The following is a 17,281-nucleotide window of genomic DNA, read 5'->3' on the forward strand; positions in this document are numbered from 1 at the left end:
TACGACCACTGTGCTGAATCCATCCTCTATATTCAGCACGCCGCTTCTAACAACGTCCAAAGAGTAGAGAGAATGAGTATCTGAATCCTTGTGCTAATCCCTAGCTGCCTCTGACATGGAAATCCCCGTCTATATCGAACCCACATATCGCCCTACCGAATTCCCGGGCGACCGCTTCACGAGCTATCTAATCCCACTCGTGCTGAACGCAGGCGATGTGGCGTGGCTCACGGGCGCGCACACAACCTGGGTTCGAACGACAGACTCTATCGACTGGGAACACACGTACACCGAAGCGTACATCGTGCTCAACCTAGCCTCTACCGTCGCCACCGTGACGCAAGCAACGTGCGATCTCACCACCGCAGAGGTTGCCGCTTACGCACAGGTCGCCGAGCAGGTCCTCGGCCAAGAGATCGTCTCCCTCAAGTTAGAAGTACATGCTTCTGTGGAGCGTTGACGATCCTCTGCCGAGTACCGAAGCGGATCCGAAAGAGGTGGCGCGCCAGTACGTCGAAGTAGTGTGGAACAGGGGTGACATCGACGCGCTGGACGGGATCCTGACTGCGCACCAACTCTACCACGATCCAACTGGCGACGCCGAGGAACCACTTTTGGAATTCAAGGACTTCATCCAGGGATATCGGCAGGCATTTCCAGATTTGCACCTTAAGGTAGATCGTTACATCGCCGAAGGCGACTCTGTCGCGTTTTGGGGCCGGACAACGGGTACTCACGAAGGATCGTTCATGGGACTCGACCCGACGGGCAAGACCATTGATATCATGGGAATCAATGTAGTCCGTGTTGAAGACGGGAAAATCGCTGAGCGGTGGGCCAACTTTGATCTGTTCGGCCTCCTCCAGCAACTCGGAGCCAATCCACTTTCTGATAGAGATTAGCGGAAGTCTTCGTACGCTTCGGTGTGGCAGAATGCCGACCTCTCGAAATCGTCGTGCAAGCTGCAGAGGATGCATGCAGTTGAGCGCTAAGTGACATCCTCGCCCGGCGTGAACGCCGGGGCTTCCACCACGGGTGGAATACCAGCAACGTGCTGGATTAAGGTTTCAAGACGTATGCGCGTCACCGGTCTCCGGCTCCGTCCCCGCTCCCACCGCTGGTGAGTTAGACGAAACCTTGTCATCGGAAGCCCGCCTCTCGGACGGGAAGCCCTCACTCGGTGACGTGTCTTCGTGGGCCTGCCACTGGCCCCCACTCCGAGGCGAGTCATCGCCTGCCGATATCCAAGGCAGGCTTTCTCCCCACGGATTCAGCCGATTAGCTATGTTCGCTGCTGCGTTCAAATCCGCTTGATACTCCGACACCCAACATGCCTCGTTCGTACATCGGAACGTGCCCTGATGCGGTCGATACCCGATGTGCTGACAGGCGTGACATGTTTTCGACGTGTGATGCGGATGCACGTATTCCACAGGAATTCCGCGTTCCGCTGCCTTATCCTCGATGCGTGACTGCAACCGAGAGAGCAGCCACTTTCCGAGACGTCGATTCCAATACTTCCCAATGCCCTCGTCCGTGATACCATCGAGGTATTCGAGGACCATAATCGGGTTCTCGAACTGTGACGTGTATTCGACGGCTCGTGTGGAGGCTTTCTCGATCTCGTCTTCGATGGCGTCTTGCCACCGCCCCCACACGAGATCGTCCAAGAGATTCGACGCGTCGCGTGGTTTCAAGCGGTCTTCAGCAGAGACTTGTTTCTGTCGGAGGTGTCGGACGCGACCACCATCCACGAACAACGGGTCAACGGGCGTGTCGTCTCGGAGGGCACAGCCCACCAAGAGTTTCGATTCGCCCACGTCGAACCCGACAGGAGTCACATCGTCACTTTCACACGAAAACGAGTGGTCGGCTTCCACTTCGTAGTTCGCCGTGACGTGCAACACCCATTGATTTCCGTCGCGTTGCAGGCGGAGTTCGCCAGCCCATACGCTGTCGTCTTCGTCGTCGATGAGTGCGTGCCACCAGTCTTCTTGCTTGGGATTCAATTGGAGTGGAATTCAGAAGTTCGTTCCATGACCGGAAAGCGGGACTTCCCAGCAGATTTCGTGGTGGCGATCTTCATCGTGGTCGAAGACGGCTGCGTTGTTGGCGTAGCGGATTGGATGAGTGTCTGCGAGTTGCTTTGCATCATACGTGTCCTCGTCCAGGAGGTTTGGAACGTACTTTTTGAGTGCGTTTTTCGAGTGCCAGTTGAGGTCTTCACCGCTAACGACCTCGTTCACAGCAGTCATCGTGTCGCACTCGTCATTGAAACTGCGACGAAGCAACGATTCGTATCGTTCGTGTTCGTCGTGGAGTTTGCACTGCTTGTGCTGAGTGGGTGGGGCAAGATACGTTTCGAGCGTCTTGCACTCCTCCCTCATTCGCCAGTAGCGTTGAGTCCTTGTTCCACGAGTTCGGCGTAGGCGAAGTCCATTCGCAGGCCGTTCTCTCGGGAGTATTCTTTTACTCGCTCGTGGAGCGGGCTTCCACGTTCGATGGCGATGTCAACACGCATCCGTTTTACGGTACGTTTCTTCGTACCTTAAAAGTTCGTGTTACGGTGGGGTATTCGATTGGCTGTTGTTCGTGGTTTGCGTAGTCGAGTGACGCGATTCACACCCGCCGTGAACGGCGGGATTCTTTCGCTGCTAAAAGATAGAGGTGATGAGGTTATCGCGATGTTGAATCCTCCTCCATCGAAGCCTCCTCCATGAACTCCTTTATTATTGCACCTTCGGCCCGGTGGAGAATGCCGCTCGCCGTCGCCTTATTGACATTGAGCGCATCTGCGAGGTCGGTGAGCGAACTGCCGCGTGGTGAGTCGTAGTACCCACGTTCGAGTGCTTTAGATACGAATTCTCGCTGGCGTTCGGTGAGCAGCTCGGTTGGGTCGTGCGACTGAGTTACGGATAGAAGTTCATACTTCACGCCCACCGCATCGAGTTGATCTTTGAACGCCGAGAGCCGATCATGGGTAGTGGTAGACTCGGCGTGGATCCAACCATCACGAAGCACCAACGGAAATGGAGGTGGGTTTCCAGATTCCCTTGCAGCTATTCCTGCGCCTGGCTCGGAGTCTTGGAGAAACTGGATAACTGCTTTGTGGTCGTCAATGTGAAGTACCTCGTATGTGAGTACCTCCGAATCATTCTCGAGAATGTCGGTCACTGTCCCCGGTTCAAGCGATTCGATTTCAACAAGGGTCATGTGTCCTGTATCTGTCGAGATGGACGTCAGGATACGGAACGTGGCATCCGGGTATGCTTTCGACAGCTCGGCGAGACTCCCAGATGCTTCAACCTTCATTCGGACTTTCGGCATACTGTTTCAGAGGTCAGCCACCTATTCAGCGATAACGCAAACATGTTCGCGTTCGTCGAATGCTTGAAGTTCAACTCAATTCGGTCAGGGTGTCCCCACTCCTCCGGTGGCTCACCTCTCCAGCTACGATGAGCCCCGCAGCCCAGATGATGGCGAGTCCACCCCATATTGGCCCGGCACTTGACGCGAGCGCAGGATGTAGTATGGAGGTGACCCCAAGTACACCTACGAATCCTGCGGCACTCCAGAGCGGGATCCGCCAGCCGACGGGTTTCACACTGGCCAGCAGCCCCAACAGCAGGACGAGCAGGGAATACGTAACCATGTCCGCGTAGTGGTCAAGCTGAGCGTGGACGTCCCCTGACGCCTGGAGAGCATACTGATCTGCTGCGTAGATGGTGAATGGAATCCCCGCGAGGACGACTAACCCGACCAGAACGGGACTGACCGAGCCCGCTGTCCGAACCCGGAGGACATCCCAGCCAGCGGGGTGCAGTGCAAAGTCTACCAACAACAAGCCGCCTAGGATCAACGCGGACGGGAAGATGAACCCCGTTAGGAAGTTCGATCCGGTGATGACAATGTTGACGAGCACGGCTTGCTGGATCCCCGCGACCCGTCTCTCGGGTTCATAGAGTTGGACGAGGAGTCCGAAGACGACCGTCCAGAGTATCGTGACGAGCGCGAGGTCGTGGAGGTGGTGAACCCCTGGCTCACTAACAGTCCAGGCTGTGAAGATGAACGCGAGCGTGTCACCAAGGAAGGCCGTCATGAGTGCGAGGATCGTCACAATCGTCACGTAGAACGCGACGCGACGGAGGCCCCCAGCTTCTCGAAGTAGCTCCATTGATCGCTTCTGAGTTGTGTCAGCGGTCATTGGCCCTGTGCGCTTCCGTGCCCAGATTCTGCTGATGGTTCGATGATGATGGTGCCGGTCATCCCGGCCTGCTCGTGGGGGATGCAGAAGTAGTCGTACTCGCCAGGCACTTCGAACGTGTGGCTGTATTCCTCGCCCTGGTAGAGGACACCAGCACCCTCGGATGCTCCCCTTCGGGCGGCCGCCTCGGTCATGAAGTTACCACTGGCGAAGTACTCCGCTTCTCGTGGGAGCTCCTCCTCATAGGCGGTTACCGTGTGCGGAGCGTACCCCACGGTCCGCCAGACGACCGTCTCTCTAGCAGGAATCGTGGCCCTGTCAGGTTCGAATCGGTTATCGTCAGTCATCTCGATGAGTGTTCCGTCCACGTCCGGGGATGCAGCACCAGAGGACCCTATGCCGAGACATCCTGCGCTTGAAAGGCCGATGGCAACCCCACCACCGACACAAATGTCTTGGAGGATTTCACGCCGATACATTAGCTACTCCTCAGGTCTGTTGAGCGAAGGTGTCCCTCGACAAGGGCCTGGGCAGGTTGGCTTTCTTCACATTCGGTTGGTCGCGTGATTCGCGCCATGGCAGAGGGAAGGGACCGAATCTTCGTGGATATTGGCGCAAACATGTTTCCCTCCTTGTGACGGCGCTACTCTGTCGGCTGCAGATGGATTTTCGACGGCAAGGAGACAATGCAGCAGAGGGCAACATGTTTCCGAGAATTGCTATTGGAATTGGCGACAACGTCCAATCTGCAACCCCTGACCGATGAATCCATGACTGAGACGACCAGGAAGAATGCTCCCGGACAGGTACTATTCGACGTTCCATGGACCCGAGTTGAAGGGGTGCTGGCCGTTGGAGCCCTCCTCACCTCGTTCATATGGTTCCTCGGGATGCCTACGGGAATGGCGATCGGAGTCGGCTTCGGACTCGTCCTCCTCCTCGACTTCTTTCGTGCATTGATCTTTGACTCTGCACGGTCCAGTGGGTCACGATTCACCCCCACCTGAATTCTCCAATCAGTAGCTCTTCATCTCCCAGTTCACTAACATCAGCCGTGCAAGATACGCGCCCTCGATTCAGCACGATCTACCTACCAGTCACAGGGAAGTACATCAGTCGAATGTATGGGAACTGCTGCTAATCCCTCTGAGTAGTATTCCATTGGTGCAGTGGGTTCTCATGAGCGTGACTCCGGGAGATGAGCTAATTGGCGTGTGTCCGTGGAGGGCTGATTAGTCTGGGACCCCTTCGGCACGGACCACTTGCGGGATGTGTGGTTGTCGGTATATGTTTTGTGGTGAAATTTCTCCTCAACCACTAAGTGTAGAGACTCACCGGGAGTCAAACGCCGATAGCGTCGGCGTTGTCTGCTCCACCAAGTACCCTGCAACCTCAGCGCGACGCCACCCGAGCGATGCCAACACGCATTCTGTCGTCCGAAGCAATTGATCCGCGTAAAACGCTGTATCGTACCGCTTTGACGCTTCATACGCAAGCGCAATGCGATCGCAAGAGCGCTTCGAATCGTTGACGACCACGTAGGACACATTCTGGCCTGGCTGCGGATTTAATCCCACATCGTCGGCCCGTTCAAGCGCGGCAACCGTCCGCGTGTACTGCTGATACTCCTCCACGTGGTTCGACGCACGATTGTTGATCGTGAGCCTCTGGGGATCGACCTCACCACCACGAAGCTCCGCTAGTCGTCGGCCCAGTCAATCATACACCGCTTCCGGTGACCGATAGTGATCCACCGTCTCGATCAACTCCTGCTGGACATCTGCAATCCATGCTAGCGTCGAGCGTTGCCGACACTCGATCCCTCGGGACTTGTACTCCGCATCTTCGCTGCCTGTCCCTGCGACCGTCCCGAAGTACTTAGTGAGCGCACCTCGCTCGCTATCGCGCAGCGGGACGAACGCCACCTACTCGAATGCCGCCCCGTACTCAAGCTGGATGCCCACACGGTCAGTAATCGCCGCTGCAAGCTCCTCCAGTGGCGTTTGTTCTTCATCGTCAATTGCGGTCACCCACAAACTATCGACAATGCCGTGAACCAAGCACCACCCGTTCGCTTCGAACACTGCCTCTGCGTCGAGTAGGATATCCCGTGCGTAGGCGTTGATCGCTTCGTGGCACTCGATCCGTCCAAATTTTGCGTTCGAGAATCCTTGATAGCCGAAGCAACTGACCAGAATCCACTTGATTGCATCTGACCGGGCTTGCTGTGTCGTGGCCCACTCTGGCTCGTCTGTCCCGCGGATCTCTCGCTTGAACGCGTCGCGGGCGTCGATCAGCGGTTAAAGCATGTCAATCGGGAGGAGAAAGACGGCGTAACCGAGCGTGAATGCCGTGACGACGAGCCCAACCGCGAACCGGCTGAGGCCGAGCACGTCCCGGAAGAACTGTGTCGCGGCGAAAACCGCGTAGTAACAGGCGCTGGCGGATACCTGCCACAGCGTGACGTGCGACACCGTCCGCTAGTACGATCGGTCCATCGGACGTCGCGTTTTCGACGGAAACCTCTCACCGTGCCGGAGCCGGCAAACGTGGGAACGAACGCAGGTCAGCGCCAGTGGTCAAGCACGCGCGACGTCCATCTACACCGACGAGGAGTGCGAGTGTCGGCGAGATGGCCGCACAGGCCGTCACGTCCACCCGTCTCACTCGCCGTCCCACTCGCCGCCGACGCGGTCGACCCCCATCATCGCTTCCCCCGGGTGTTCGGTGAACACGACCTTCATGTTCTCGTCGGGGACGTCGAATGTGGCCGCGACGTGTTCCATGACCGCCAGCGCGAACGCACGCTTGCGCTCGAACGGCCGGCCTCGACGGATCTCGGCGTCCAGGAACAGCAGTGGCCCCTCGACGGCGCGACCGAGGTAGAGATCCGCGGAGGCCCGGTCGCGTATCGTCACGGCGACGTGGCCCGCGGTCGTCGCCATCTCCGTCGTGTACAGTTCTGTCACCGTCTCCGCGAACGATGCCTTCTCTTCGGCCGACAACGATACCGTGGTGTCGAACTGCAGTAGCGGCATGCTACGACTCGCCTCGTGTCGGTCTTATTCGTTCCGCCGCGCTGCTCGTGCTGGCTCGTCGAGACGGTTGACCGCGGGCGAACGCTCATCCCATCGACGGCGACGGAGCCCTCGATCCTGCTGCCGGCGGTGGGATCGGTCAGTCAGGATGCCTCTGTACGAGGTGTTCGTCCCGTTCCTCTTCGCTATCGAACGTCTCGCCACACACGGGACACTCGATCGCCATGGGATCGGTCCTTTCTTGACATACTCGGCAAATGTAACTCGAGAGAAAAAAAAGTGCGTCCCGAGCCAAACTGGTCGAAGCCACCGCTCACTCATCGGTGGTGTCGAGTGCGTCCGGCGGTGCTCGCGGGTTGGCGAACCTCAAATCGAGACGGTCGGTTCGGCTCTCCATGCGGTGGCCTCCTACTGTCGGCTGTACGTCGACGACTGTGGTCGGTACCTCGGAATGCCAACGGTCCTGAAGCTACACCCGACAGTATCAGCGGCTGCCGGAAAGCGATCGCTTGGCCTCCACTGCCTCCCGAGCCGTCTCCGGGTCGCTGTCGACGTCAGCAAGCGCATCGACGGCCTTGAGTGTTCGGACCGCCTAGTCCAAGAAAGAGAGCACGTCATCCGGACACACGTAGAGCATGTATTCGTCGCCCAGCACCTCGACGATGTCGTCGGGGTCCAGTCCCTCGGTGCGGAGTTCGACTAGGTAGCGGACGAGTTGCCGCTCCGAGTAGCCTGTAGGAAGCTGCTCTTCATCCTCGCAGTCAAGGATGTTTGCCGCGAAGTCGGGGAAGCGGTCGCCCGTTGTGCCGTCGACCTTCGACAAACCCTCGTCGGAGTAGAGCGACTCGATGGTTGCGCCCTTGAGCACCCCCTTTGGGATGGAGGTGGCGGGCTGCGAGACGATTCGCCTACGATTCTTCAGGGAGCCTGTCGGTGATGGCCGCGGATTTCGTCTTCAACTACACGGGCAAAGGGGTCCCGTTCTCCCTCCAGGACGCCAATACGGTGGCCTGCACCCGACGGACACCGACACGTACAGATACCCGTCATATCTCCCTCTGGAAAGCCCGAAAAGCACCAAGCTGAATAGATATGTACATCAATTCACTGTCTCCGTTCACTCGGCAAAAGTGGCCTCTAAGCCACAGAACAAACGATTTATGATGCTCTCCACTCTGCTCTAGATAACAAGCAAAATGCATTCACAGATCGGTACGTTGCCTTCTGCTGTTCGTCTAAGAGGTAGTTGAATCTTGTTTATCTCACAGTCCAGCACGTCGTTAAATCCAGTTCATGAAGCCCAGCACGGAAATCCTGTCCCCGAAAACCAATGAGTCGTGTGGAATCAGTCTCTCCGGACGAAATTTCACCGATGGCTTGGCGACTTCTTCGGGTCGCCGCAGGATACGAGCAACGAAGGGTCGAGCGGGAGATCAATGACCTCATGCAAGCGCACATCTCGATGTTAGAAAATGGAAACCGCGCTCTCTCGGAATCCCGACGACGACTGCTATTCGAGCTCTATACCGCAGAACTCACCGAAGAACAGGTCCAAGCTATTGTTCTGAATTTTTAGTTTGATAATAGTAAATCAATATGTGGCACTATACCAAGATCTAATAACGGTGGTACAGAAATACGGGTGTATCAATGATACAGCACCGTTTGACCGCAGTCCAGATGCAACTCGGTGAATTTTGCATTGCAGCTCTCGGAGCAGTGCTTATCGCGTTTGCGCCGACTCCAGAAGGACTCTCACTAGCTGGGCAGTATACGCTTGCAACGATGTTCTTCGCCGGATTGCTTTGGGTGACGGGGACGCTTCCACTTGCTGTTACTGCGCTTACGATTCCGGTTCTCCTCACTGGAACGGGTGTCTATGACGACATGGATACCGCACTCGTTGGGTTCGCCGATCACCTCATCTTTCTCTTCATGGCAGGATTCATGCTCGCAAATGCCGTTCAGAAGTACGATATCGACCGTCGTATCGCATTGTATACGATGGCAAAAATGGGAAGTTCACCACGTCGTCTCATCGCGGCAATCATGATCTCTACCGCAGGGTTATCGATGTGGGTTTCGAACACGGCGACGACCGCGATGATGACGCCGATCGCTGTTGGTGTCCTTTCGCAGGTTCTCAGCCGTGAAGAGGTACAATCGGTTGGGGAATCAACGCCCGAGAGTACTGGCTCAGGTACGGTCGCAGATGGTGGTATAGGCACTACAGACGACTTCACCAACATGCAGATCGCGATGCTGCTCGGAACAGCATACGCTGCGAGCATCGGCGGTGTCGGGACCATAATCGGCACGCCTCCGAACGCCGTTCTTGTCGGCCAACTCAACGCTACCCTGGGCTACGAGATTGGATTTGTCGATTGGCTGTTGATCGGTCTACCAGTCGTCTTCATTACGCTTCCGCTCGTTTGGTATCTCCTTACCTACGTCCTCTATCCCCCACAGATATCGAACGTCGACGATGCACAAGAACAGGCGCGGGAGTACCTCGAAGAGGAGGACGAACTCGACTCGCGGGGGAAGCGAGTCGCAGTGATCTTCGGAGCCACTGCCGGACTCTGGGTACTGGGTGGACTCGGGAGTTTCTTGACTCCGTATCTGCCAGACGTGTGGATGAACACGCTCTTCGGCGGCGATGGGATGACCATCTTCGGCCTCGAAGGGCATCAGGGGCTTCTCTACTACGTAATGGTTGGTGTCATGGCGATCCCTGCGCTCGTCCTGGCAGATACCATGGACTGGGACGAACTCGTCGATATCGACTGGGGGACGCTCCTCCTGTTCGGTGGGGGCATCGCGCTCGCGAAAGCACTCGCGGACACGGGAACCACAGAGTGGATCGCGAAGACGGTGTTCGGCGGACTTACCGGAACCCCCGTGATACTCATCATCGCAGCCGTCGTGTTGCTCGTCGTCTTCTTGACAGAGATGACCTCGAACACGGCAACGACAAGCATCATCGTCCCGATCCTCATCGGCCTGGGAAGTGTCTTCGCAGCCACGCTCGGTCTCACGGACTTCAAAACGGCTATCTTCCTCGCTGTCTCCGGGACGATTGCCGCCAGTTTCGCGTTCGCGCTCCCGGTTGCGACACCACCGAACGCGATCGTATTCGGGAGTGGCTACATCAAACAGAGCCACATGCTGCGAACCGGGGTAATCCTCAACGTCATCATGACGGCAGTACTCACAGGTCTGATTTGGGGACTATTCAATTTCGTCTGGCCACACCTCCTCTGGTAGTACAGTGGTACTGTGGCCAGATAAACGGTTTATTCATCCATTCCCCCTCATGAAGCACACTCGAATTCTTTCGTTAGTTTTCTTCTGGCAACTCGCTGCGAGCATCTGCTACTACGCCGTGTTCGCCGCGACGCCGTTTCTCCGCGACGAGTTCGGGCTCACCGGAACGGCGGTTGGGTTCGTGGTGACGTCGCTCACGCTGGGCTATGCAGCGTTTTTACTCCCGCTTGGAGCACTCACCGACCGCTACGGCGAACACCGTATGCTCACCGTCGGTCTCGTCGGACTCGCCTTCGGGTCGTTCATCGTGCCGCATGCTGGGTCGTTCTCGGCACTGCTCGGCGCTGTTTTCGTCCTTGGTGCGCTGTACGGAACGGCGATGCCGGGCACGAACAAGGCAATTTTTGGGAACGTTTCGACCAGCCGTCAAAACCTCGCTACAGGTATCAAACAAGTCGGCGTCACTGCTGGGAGCGGAGTCAGCGCTGTTCTCGTGACGAAGGTCGCTGATCTCGTCTCATGGGAAGTTGGGTTCTACGTCGCCTCAGTACTCGGAATCGCTATCGCCCTCGTCTTTGCCGTCACCTACAATCCCACGGAGAGCGAGGGTCACGCAGAGTTTCCAAACTTCCGAGTTCTTCTTCGGAACCGACCGTATCGGTCACTCTGTATCGCAGGGTGGTTCCTAGGTGCTGCCCTCTTTACCACTGTTGGATACACGATAATCTACCTGGACGAGGCCGTCGGCATATCGGTTGCGGTCAGCGGACTCGTTCTTGCCGGTCTTCAGGTCTCTGGAAGTGCCGGTCGGATACTCTCAGGGTGGTTGAGTGATACGCTCCCGGGTGAGCCACGTCGGCGCATCGGATTGATTCTCGTCAGTCAGGCCCTCGCGAGCGCAGGTCTGTTCATCGTCGTCGCGTTCGTCGACGGTACGGTGGCAGCGACAGTGGCTTTCATCACACTGGGGTTCTTCGTTCTCGGTTTCACCGGGGTATACTATTCATGTCTCGCGACGCTCGTATCGAACGACGAGATGGGTGGTGCGACCGCCGGTGGACAGTTGGCACTCACGTCGGGGGCACTGCTCGCACCACCGACCTTCGGATTTCTCGCCGAGACTGTCGGATACCGAGAAAGTTGGCTGCTACTCGCAGGACTAACGCTTCTCTCGGTGGGATTCATTATCCGCGTGATTACGACGCCAGCACCGGAAGCGAATCAACGGAGCGAGACAGCTAGTGCTGGCCTCGCTGACAAACGAAGAGGCTGCCAATCGCAACAACGAAGTGATAATCAATGACACTTGAAGACGACGCACGAGAGTATCACCGGCGTTCTCCGTCGGGCAAGGTAGAGATATCGACGACGAAGTCGACGAACACCCAGCGTGACCTCTCGCTGGCGTACTCACCGGGGGTCGCAGTACCGTGTCGCGACATCGCCGAGGACTCCGAACAGGCGTACGACTACACCGTGAAGGGGAACCTCGTCGGCGTCGTCTCGAACGGGTCGGCCGTTCTGGGCCTCGGTGACATCGGCGCACAAGCCTCGAAGCCGGTGATGGAGGGAAAAGGCGTTCTGTTCAAGCGCTTCGCGGACATCGACGTGTTCGACGTCGAACTCGACCTCGACGACCCCGCCGCGTTCACGCAGGCCGTCGCGGCGATGGAACCAACGTTCGGTGGCATCAACCTCGAAGACATCAAATCACCCGAATGTTTCGCGATCGAGTCGGATCTCTCGGAGCAGATGGACATCCCCGTGTTCCACGACGACCAGCACGGGACGGCCATCATCTCCGGTGCCGCACTCGTCAACGCCGTCGACATCGTCGGGAAAGAACTCTCAGACATCCAAGTCACCTTCGCGGGTGCGGGCGCGGCGGCGACGGCGACCGCCCGATTCTACGTCTCGCTCGGTATTCCTCGGGAGAACATCACGATGTGCGATATCGACGGTATCCTCTCGGAGGCTCGTGCTGAGGCCGGTGACCTCAACGAGTTCACCGAACCGTTCGCCCGTGGGAAGGACGATGGCGAACTCGAAGACGCGATGGAAGACGCAGACGTGTTCGTCGGCCTCTCTGTCGGCGATATTGTCAGCCAACAGATGGTTCGGTCGATGGCCGCAGATCCAATCATCTTCGCGATGGCGAACCCCGACCCCGAGGTCACCTACGAGGACGCGAAGGAGGCCCGCGACGATACGGTCATCATGGCGACGGGCCGGTCGGACTACCCCAACCAGGTGAACAACGTCCTCGGATTCCCGTTCATCTTCCGCGGGGCACTCGACGTGCGGGCGACCGAAATCAACGAAGGGATGAAACTTGCCGCCGCCGACGCGCTTGCCGACCTCGCCCGCGAGGACGTTCCCGACGCCGTCGTCAAGGCCTATGACGACGAACCGCTCCAGTTCGGTCCCGACTATCTCATCCCAAAACCGCTCGACCAACGCGTCCTCTACGAGGTGGCGCCCGCCGTCGCGCGGGCAGCAATTGAGAGCGGCGCAGCCAGAAAGAAGCTCGACCTCGACGAGTACCGCGAAGAACTCGAAGCGCGGCTTGGGAAGTCTCGCGAGATGATGCGCGTCGTCATGAACAAGGCGAAATCGAACCCGAAGCGCGTTGCGCTCGCCGAGGGGGAAGACGAGAAGATGATACGCGCAGCGAACCAACTCGTCGAAGACGATATCGCTGAACCCGTTCTCATTGGTCGGACTGACCGCATACTACAGAAAGCCGAAGAGCTGGGGCTGGACTTCGACCCGATTATCGTGAACCCGCGCGAGGGAGAGTGGACCCACTACGTCGATTACCTGTACGAGCGCCGGCAACGCAAAGGACTCACACGGACGGAAGTCAGTGAACTCATTTGGCAGGACTCGAATTACTTCGCCAGCGTGATGGTGGAGATGGACGACGCCGACGCGATGCTCACTGGGCTGACGAACCACTACCCGTCGGCGCTCCGTCCACCCCTGCAAGTCATCGGCACGGCCGAGGACGCAGACTACGCCGCCGGCGTCTACATGCTGACGTTCAGGAGCCGCGTCATCTTCTGTGCGGACGCGACAGTCAACCTCGACCCCGACGAGGAGGTACTCGCCGAAGTGACGAAGCACACCGCCGAACTGGCCCGGAGCTTCAACGTCGACCCGCGTGCGGCGCTCCTGTCATACTCGGACTTCGGCAGCGTCACGAACGAGGGCACCCGCAAGCCACGAGATGCGGTGAGTCTCCTCCACGACGACCCCGAAGTCGACTTCCCAGTCGATGGGGAGATGCAAGCCGACACTGCTCTCGTCGAGGAGATGCTGACCGAGACCTACGAGTTCTCCGAACTCGACGGCCCGGCGAACGTGCTCGTCTTCCCGAACCTCGAAGCGGGCAACATCGGCTACAAGCTCCTGCAGCGGCTCGGCGGCGCGGAGGCCATCGGGCCGATGCTCGTCGGCATGGACAAGCCCGTCTACGTCCTCCAGCGCGGTGACGAAGTCAAGGATATCGTCAATCTAGCTAGCGTCGCTGTCGTCGACGCACAAAAATAACAAACTGCGAGAGACGATGTACGACGCTTATTCCTGCCGGACAAACACTACTGGGCAGGGTGCAGAGAGGAGAACCTCTTGGGCTGTCGAACCGAAAACCGCCTTTCCAGTAGGCGACCGTTGTTGACCGCCGATAATAACGAGATCGACGTCCGCAGCAAGGTCGAGGATGCTGCTAGTGTGTGGTCCAACGGCGGTGCGGAGCTCGTAGTCGAGTTCCGTAGCGTCCAGGTAATCTACAATCGTCCTGAGCGTCCCATGCTGGCTCGCTATCTCCTCGGCCGGTACGTCAGACAAGTCACTAACGCCAAGGCTCTTCGTGGTAGCATCGTATTCGTCTTCTGTAAACACTTGGGCGACAAGAGTTCGAGCGTTGGCTGGTCCTGCAATATCGGCTGTTGTCCGTGCAAGTTGCTTTCCATACCCTTCGTTTCCAGGTCTAACTACAAGCAAGACTGTTTTGAGCCCCATGTATCAATGATACGGCCGCTCGGTATTAAATTTATACCACATGAACAATTGGTAGAGACCGACACCAGGCGTCAATCCGGGGAGCTAGCAGCGGATGTCTTAGATGTCTATTAACATCCATGTATACTGGTTTGTGATAACGAGTGGAAATAAAGATCAAGAATTCCTGTTTACCATCCCGCCTGAGAAAGCACGTTCCTTGCCCGTTCGCTCCTCAATGCGGCCGACCAGGCTGAAAGGAATTGGAAGCACGGACTTTGAGCAGCCGAAGCACGTCGCTCGGCGATTGAAGTAGTCTCTTGTGGGGTGATGGGGGGTAACGGGACCTCTCCTACTGAGAGAGCTGTGGCGTTTCTTTCTGACTCCACTCAATCCACTCATCTAGCGCATCCTGGCCCTGCTCAGTGATCTCATAGGAGTTCGTCCGGCGGTCGAGCCTTCCTTTCTCAACGTAGTCCTGCTGGACGAGCGTATCTAAGTTGGGGTACAACCGCCCGTGGTTGATCTCGTCTTCGTACACCTGTTCAATCTCCTCTTTGATGTCTTGGCCTGATGGTTGATCAAAACGTCTGATCACGACCAAGAGGTCACGCTGGAAGCCACTCAAGTCGAACATACAACTATAGAGTCAATCGACTTCACCATTGTTATTCATGTATGTCACGTTGTAACGAAACCCTACTGCGTAGGTACGCCTTTGATTAGATCGACACCACTCCAATAGTTGCAAAAACGGTACACCCGAGGAATATAGACCCAATCCTTACCACCGAGAAGACTCACGGACTGACCGTGAGGTACCACCGTTACCTTAGTGAGCCGGTCCGTCGGCTGGTGCGACCATATCCTCAATACGGAGGATAAGGATGTTGCTGGTGTCATCGATTCCGTCAATCGTGCCTTCCACGACGAGTTTTGACAGCGGTGTTGGACCGACTGTCACCGCATCCCCTTCGTCAAAGTCGTGGAGAGAGCCTTGGACGTGGATTTCAGCCCGACATTGTTCAGGGTGATGGACGCTCGAGAGGTCCACCTCCTGAACGTTCGCGCCCTCAACTGGCTCGTCGTTGTGAACCAGCGGAACTGATGCAGGCTCGTCCATCTGATCGATGTCGAGCGCCTCATATGCGTTCGTGGTCGGCTTGTAGCCACCCTTCGGACCAGGTACCCCTTCGACCAGTTGCAAGGCCTTGAGACTCTGCATCTGATTGCGGATAGTGCCTGGGTTTCGGTTCACCTCCTCGGCAATGTCTTCACCCTTCACTGCGTTCTCGGTCTGGCGAGAGAGGTTGATGAGGGCGGTGAGTATCATCCGTTGGCTCGGCGTCAGATCGATTGATGACATAGGAAGGTATCACCGAGTAAGTGGTATAAATCCCAAGGGTACATTTTTGGGTTCCTGATTGTCAAACGAGTTCTCTATCGAAGAGGAGGTGTGCTATGGTTTCGTACACGAGAAGATGAGATGCCGTGTTTCCGGTGTGGTTTCAGTACCCTCGGGGCTGGTCGTTCCACCCGCGAAATTCACGACGAGATCACCGTCGACGTAGACGGCCAGTTGGGCGCCGTGATGCAACCCGACGTCGAGGTGTCGATCGAACACTGCTGTGAGTCGTTGTCGGCCGCTATTAGTAATCTGTGATATACTTTTTACTTGATATCTATCTCACGATAGCTGTTTGGCTCGAAATATAAGATGCGAACATTCACTGCAGGCGATTGATTCTTGTTCTACTCTCGGCTGAATTAGCATGAGAGCACTGCTTAGTTAAGCCGACTCGGGCGTCTGTAAGTGGTTGAACATCTGGGCGGTTATCAGTCTCACCAGCAGATTCAGTTCGGTTGTCTACGGTGCCGGTAGGTGCTCACGCCCCTAATCGACGCATCGTAAGCCCCTCCCTGATAAGGGAGCTCCTCTTTTTCCGGACGCCCGGCTCTGGCGCTTATTTAGACAGTGCCAATCGGTATTCTAGGACACGCTTCGAGGGAAAGGAAGAGGGATGGAGAATCACTATGCTCACATATCAGATTAATCATCGGTTTGGTTACGTGGCCCTGTGTCTGTTTCAACACCTTTCAAATCTCGACATAGCCCCGCCTGAATGTCTGTCTTTATCACATCGACATCGCCGACCGCAACGGTCAACACGGGAATCGGTGAGCACCGGACGACTTTTTCGGCGACGCTCCCCAGGAGATACCGTTCGTAGCCGGTCCGACCGTGAGTTCCCATGACGATGAGCTCGATGTCATTGTCGACCGCATAGGCAAGGATCGCAGCGCTCGGATCTCCACGACGAACCTCGCGGACAACGGAGAGGCCGGCGTTAAGCGCCCGTTCTGCGACAGCCTTCGTCGCCATGTGACCGTCCTCTTCGAGCGTCTCCCGGAGTTGATCACGCATCTCGTCAGGAATCGTCAGATACGCCCGTTCGTCCACAACGTGGAGCGTATGGACTGTTGCAGCACAGAGTTCGGCGAGTTCGAGACCCTGTGTCACTACCGTCTCCATCTCTCGTCCCCCGTCAGTTGGGAGCAGGATAGATTCGTACATGATTATTGAATATCGTCATCCATAACAACGTTTTCTATGAATCCAAACCTCTTCCGAGCCTCAGGAAGACTGCTCAGTGACTGATCGATCTTCCTCAAATGGCTGGTAACGCCACCGTCTTGGATCCAGCGGTACAGTTAATGTAGTGTAGAGCAAGTGGCTCGCAGGACGGCCAGCATCTACGGGTTCTGCTGC

The 17,281-nt window shown here is 57.0% G+C and carries 19 protein-coding genes and 3 pseudogenes; 7 read left to right on the forward strand and 15 right to left on the reverse strand.

The features are described from left to right. Positions 1-115 precede the first annotated feature (115 nt). Together CNO20_RS10000 and CNO20_RS10005 are read left to right on the forward strand one after the other, a co-directional pair. Entirely contained in the window at positions 116-460 is a 345-nt protein-coding gene (locus CNO20_RS10000) for a geranylgeranylglyceryl/heptaprenylglyceryl phosphate synthase (protein WP_101295994.1), read from the forward strand. Continuing rightward, positions 441-902: an ester cyclase gene (locus CNO20_RS10005; RefSeq protein WP_101295995.1), complete on the forward strand. Its 462-nt coding sequence runs from the start codon at positions 441-443 to the stop codon at positions 900-902. Before CNO20_RS10000 ends, CNO20_RS10005 begins: the two co-directional genes overlap by 20 nt. A 165-nt stretch (positions 903-1,067) precedes the next feature. On the opposite strand, the gene CNO20_RS10010 is transcribed toward CNO20_RS10005, so the two are convergent. The 6 genes from CNO20_RS10010 to CNO20_RS10025 all read right to left on the reverse strand — a co-directional run bounded on the left by CNO20_RS10010 (position 1,068) and on the right by CNO20_RS10025 (position 4,572). Then, complete coding sequence (locus tag CNO20_RS10010; RefSeq protein ID WP_199174794.1) at positions 1,068-2,009, reverse strand: zinc ribbon domain-containing protein; 942 nt, start codon at positions 2,007-2,009, stop codon at positions 1,068-1,070. A 12-nt stretch (positions 2,010-2,021) separates the two neighbouring features. Then, a complete protein-coding gene (locus CNO20_RS23310; RefSeq protein WP_199174795.1) occupies positions 2,022-2,387 on the reverse strand; it encodes a hypothetical protein in 366 nt (121 codons plus the stop codon). Further along, positions 2,384-2,521, reverse strand: coding sequence for a hypothetical protein (locus CNO20_RS23315; protein WP_199174796.1), 138 nt, complete (start codon positions 2,519-2,521; stop codon positions 2,384-2,386). The genes CNO20_RS23310 and CNO20_RS23315 overlap by 4 nt, the downstream gene beginning before the upstream one ends. Before the next feature lie 155 nt (positions 2,522-2,676). Then, positions 2,677-3,312 (reverse strand): helix-turn-helix domain-containing protein, encoded by a 636-nt coding sequence (locus CNO20_RS10015; protein WP_233204080.1) that lies wholly within the window; start codon positions 3,310-3,312, stop codon positions 2,677-2,679. Positions 3,313-3,397: 85 nt separating this feature from the next. Further along, the gene (locus CNO20_RS10020) at positions 3,398-4,204 is read right to left on the reverse strand and encodes a hypothetical protein (protein WP_143423180.1); all 807 of its coding nucleotides are present in this window, start codon (positions 4,202-4,204) and stop codon (positions 3,398-3,400) included. Further along, positions 4,201-4,572, reverse strand: coding sequence for a cupredoxin domain-containing protein (locus tag CNO20_RS10025; RefSeq protein ID WP_233204082.1), 372 nt, complete (start codon positions 4,570-4,572; stop codon positions 4,201-4,203). The genes CNO20_RS10020 and CNO20_RS10025 overlap by 4 nt, the downstream gene beginning before the upstream one ends. Before the next feature lie 402 nt (positions 4,573-4,974). On the opposite strand from CNO20_RS10025, the gene CNO20_RS22570 reads away from it, so the two are divergent. Beyond that, positions 4,975-5,211: a hypothetical protein gene (locus CNO20_RS22570; protein ID WP_143423181.1), complete on the forward strand. Its 237-nt coding sequence runs from the start codon at positions 4,975-4,977 to the stop codon at positions 5,209-5,211. 918 nt (positions 5,212-6,129) lie between these two features. Here CNO20_RS22570 and CNO20_RS22965 read toward each other — a convergent pair. The 4 genes and pseudogenes from CNO20_RS22965 to CNO20_RS24205 all read right to left on the reverse strand — a co-directional run bounded on the left by CNO20_RS22965 (position 6,130) and on the right by CNO20_RS24205 (position 8,164). Continuing rightward, on the reverse strand, positions 6,130-6,288 hold the full coding sequence (locus CNO20_RS22965; RefSeq protein ID WP_158237387.1) for a hypothetical protein: 159 nt from the start codon (positions 6,286-6,288) through the stop codon (positions 6,130-6,132). 228 nt (positions 6,289-6,516) lie between these two features. Next, positions 6,517-6,678, reverse strand: a pseudogene (locus tag CNO20_RS10040) (MFS transporter); the annotation flags it as partial. Between the two features lie 189 nt (positions 6,679-6,867). Continuing rightward, positions 6,868-7,242, reverse strand: a complete 375-nt coding sequence (locus CNO20_RS10045; RefSeq protein ID WP_101296001.1) for a tautomerase — start codon at positions 7,240-7,242, stop codon at positions 6,868-6,870. 484 nt (positions 7,243-7,726) lie between these two features. After that, positions 7,727-8,164, reverse strand: a pseudogene (locus CNO20_RS24205) (DUF5814 domain-containing protein). A 408-nt stretch (positions 8,165-8,572) separates the two neighbouring features. Between CNO20_RS24205 and CNO20_RS23770 the strand changes: the two are divergent. The 4 genes from CNO20_RS23770 to CNO20_RS10070 all read left to right on the forward strand — a co-directional run bounded on the left by CNO20_RS23770 (position 8,573) and on the right by CNO20_RS10070 (position 14,061). After that, positions 8,573-8,818: a hypothetical protein gene (locus tag CNO20_RS23770; protein ID WP_101296002.1), complete on the forward strand. Its 246-nt coding sequence runs from the start codon at positions 8,573-8,575 to the stop codon at positions 8,816-8,818. Between the two features lie 104 nt (positions 8,819-8,922). Continuing rightward, positions 8,923-10,509: an SLC13 family permease gene (locus tag CNO20_RS10060; RefSeq protein ID WP_233204087.1), complete on the forward strand. Its 1,587-nt coding sequence runs from the start codon at positions 8,923-8,925 to the stop codon at positions 10,507-10,509. A 49-nt stretch (positions 10,510-10,558) separates the two neighbouring features. Then, positions 10,559-11,812 (forward strand): MFS transporter, encoded by a 1,254-nt coding sequence (locus CNO20_RS10065; protein ID WP_101296004.1) that lies wholly within the window; start codon positions 10,559-10,561, stop codon positions 11,810-11,812. Further along, positions 11,809-14,061, forward strand: a complete 2,253-nt coding sequence (locus tag CNO20_RS10070) for an NADP-dependent malic enzyme (RefSeq protein ID WP_101296005.1) — start codon at positions 11,809-11,811, stop codon at positions 14,059-14,061. The genes CNO20_RS10065 and CNO20_RS10070 overlap by 4 nt, the downstream gene beginning before the upstream one ends. Positions 14,062-14,088: 27 nt before the next feature. On the opposite strand, the gene CNO20_RS10075 is transcribed toward CNO20_RS10070, so the two are convergent. The 5 genes and pseudogenes from CNO20_RS10075 to CNO20_RS10095 all read right to left on the reverse strand — a co-directional run bounded on the left by CNO20_RS10075 (position 14,089) and on the right by CNO20_RS10095 (position 17,044). Then, positions 14,089-14,532, reverse strand: coding sequence for a universal stress protein (locus CNO20_RS10075; RefSeq protein WP_101296006.1), 444 nt, complete (start codon positions 14,530-14,532; stop codon positions 14,089-14,091). 331 nt (positions 14,533-14,863) lie between these two features. Further along, a complete protein-coding gene (locus CNO20_RS10080) occupies positions 14,864-15,148 on the reverse strand; it encodes a PadR family transcriptional regulator (protein WP_101296007.1) in 285 nt (94 codons plus the stop codon). A gap of 195 nt (positions 15,149-15,343) precedes the next feature. Next, positions 15,344-15,877 (reverse strand): Rrf2 family transcriptional regulator, encoded by a 534-nt coding sequence (locus CNO20_RS10085; protein ID WP_101296008.1) that lies wholly within the window; start codon positions 15,875-15,877, stop codon positions 15,344-15,346. Between the two features lie 96 nt (positions 15,878-15,973). Next, positions 15,974-16,177 (reverse strand): annotated as a pseudogene (locus CNO20_RS24300) (serine hydrolase); the annotation flags it as partial. 384 nt (positions 16,178-16,561) lie between these two features. After that, the gene (locus tag CNO20_RS10095) at positions 16,562-17,044 is read right to left on the reverse strand and encodes a universal stress protein (RefSeq protein ID WP_233204090.1); all 483 of its coding nucleotides are present in this window, start codon (positions 17,042-17,044) and stop codon (positions 16,562-16,564) included. Positions 17,045-17,281 lie beyond the last annotated feature (237 nt).

The sequence above is a fragment of the Halegenticoccus soli genome, from assembly GCF_002844195.1.
In the GTDB taxonomy this organism is placed as follows: domain Archaea; phylum Halobacteriota; class Halobacteria; order Halobacteriales; family Haloferacaceae; genus Halegenticoccus; species Halegenticoccus soli.

Coding starts and splice junctions, on each gene's coding strand:
- CNO20_RS10070 (WP_101296005.1), top strand. CDS start 11,809: ATGACACTTGAAGACGACGCACGAGAGTATCACCGGCGTTCTCCGTCG.
- CNO20_RS10060 (WP_233204087.1), top strand. CDS start 8,923: ATGCAACTCGGTGAATTTTGCATTGCAGCTCTCGGAGCAGTGCTTATC.
- CNO20_RS10015 (WP_233204080.1), bottom strand. CDS start 3,312: ATGAAGGTTGAAGCATCTGGGAGTCTCGCCGAGCTGTCGAAAGCATAC.
- CNO20_RS10080 (WP_101296007.1), bottom strand. CDS start 15,148: ATGTTCGACTTGAGTGGCTTCCAGCGTGACCTCTTGGTCGTGATCAGA.
- CNO20_RS10000 (WP_101295994.1), top strand. CDS start 116: ATGGAAATCCCCGTCTATATCGAACCCACATATCGCCCTACCGAATTC.
- CNO20_RS10020 (WP_143423180.1), bottom strand. CDS start 4,204: ATGACCGCTGACACAACTCAGAAGCGATCAATGGAGCTACTTCGAGAA.
- CNO20_RS23770 (WP_101296002.1), top strand. CDS start 8,573: ATGAGTCGTGTGGAATCAGTCTCTCCGGACGAAATTTCACCGATGGCT.
- CNO20_RS10085 (WP_101296008.1), bottom strand. CDS start 15,877: ATGTCATCAATCGATCTGACGCCGAGCCAACGGATGATACTCACCGCC.
- CNO20_RS10075 (WP_101296006.1), bottom strand. CDS start 14,532: ATGGGGCTCAAAACAGTCTTGCTTGTAGTTAGACCTGGAAACGAAGGG.
- CNO20_RS10045 (WP_101296001.1), bottom strand. CDS start 7,242: ATGCCGCTACTGCAGTTCGACACCACGGTATCGTTGTCGGCCGAAGAG.
- CNO20_RS23315 (WP_199174796.1), bottom strand. CDS start 2,521: ATGCGTGTTGACATCGCCATCGAACGTGGAAGCCCGCTCCACGAGCGA.
- CNO20_RS10065 (WP_101296004.1), top strand. CDS start 10,559: ATGAAGCACACTCGAATTCTTTCGTTAGTTTTCTTCTGGCAACTCGCT.
- CNO20_RS10095 (WP_233204090.1), bottom strand. CDS start 17,044: ATGGAGACGGTAGTGACACAGGGTCTCGAACTCGCCGAACTCTGTGCT.
- CNO20_RS22570 (WP_143423181.1), top strand. CDS start 4,975: ATGACTGAGACGACCAGGAAGAATGCTCCCGGACAGGTACTATTCGAC.
- CNO20_RS10005 (WP_101295995.1), top strand. CDS start 441: ATGCTTCTGTGGAGCGTTGACGATCCTCTGCCGAGTACCGAAGCGGAT.
- CNO20_RS23310 (WP_199174795.1), bottom strand. CDS start 2,387: ATGAGGGAGGAGTGCAAGACGCTCGAAACGTATCTTGCCCCACCCACT.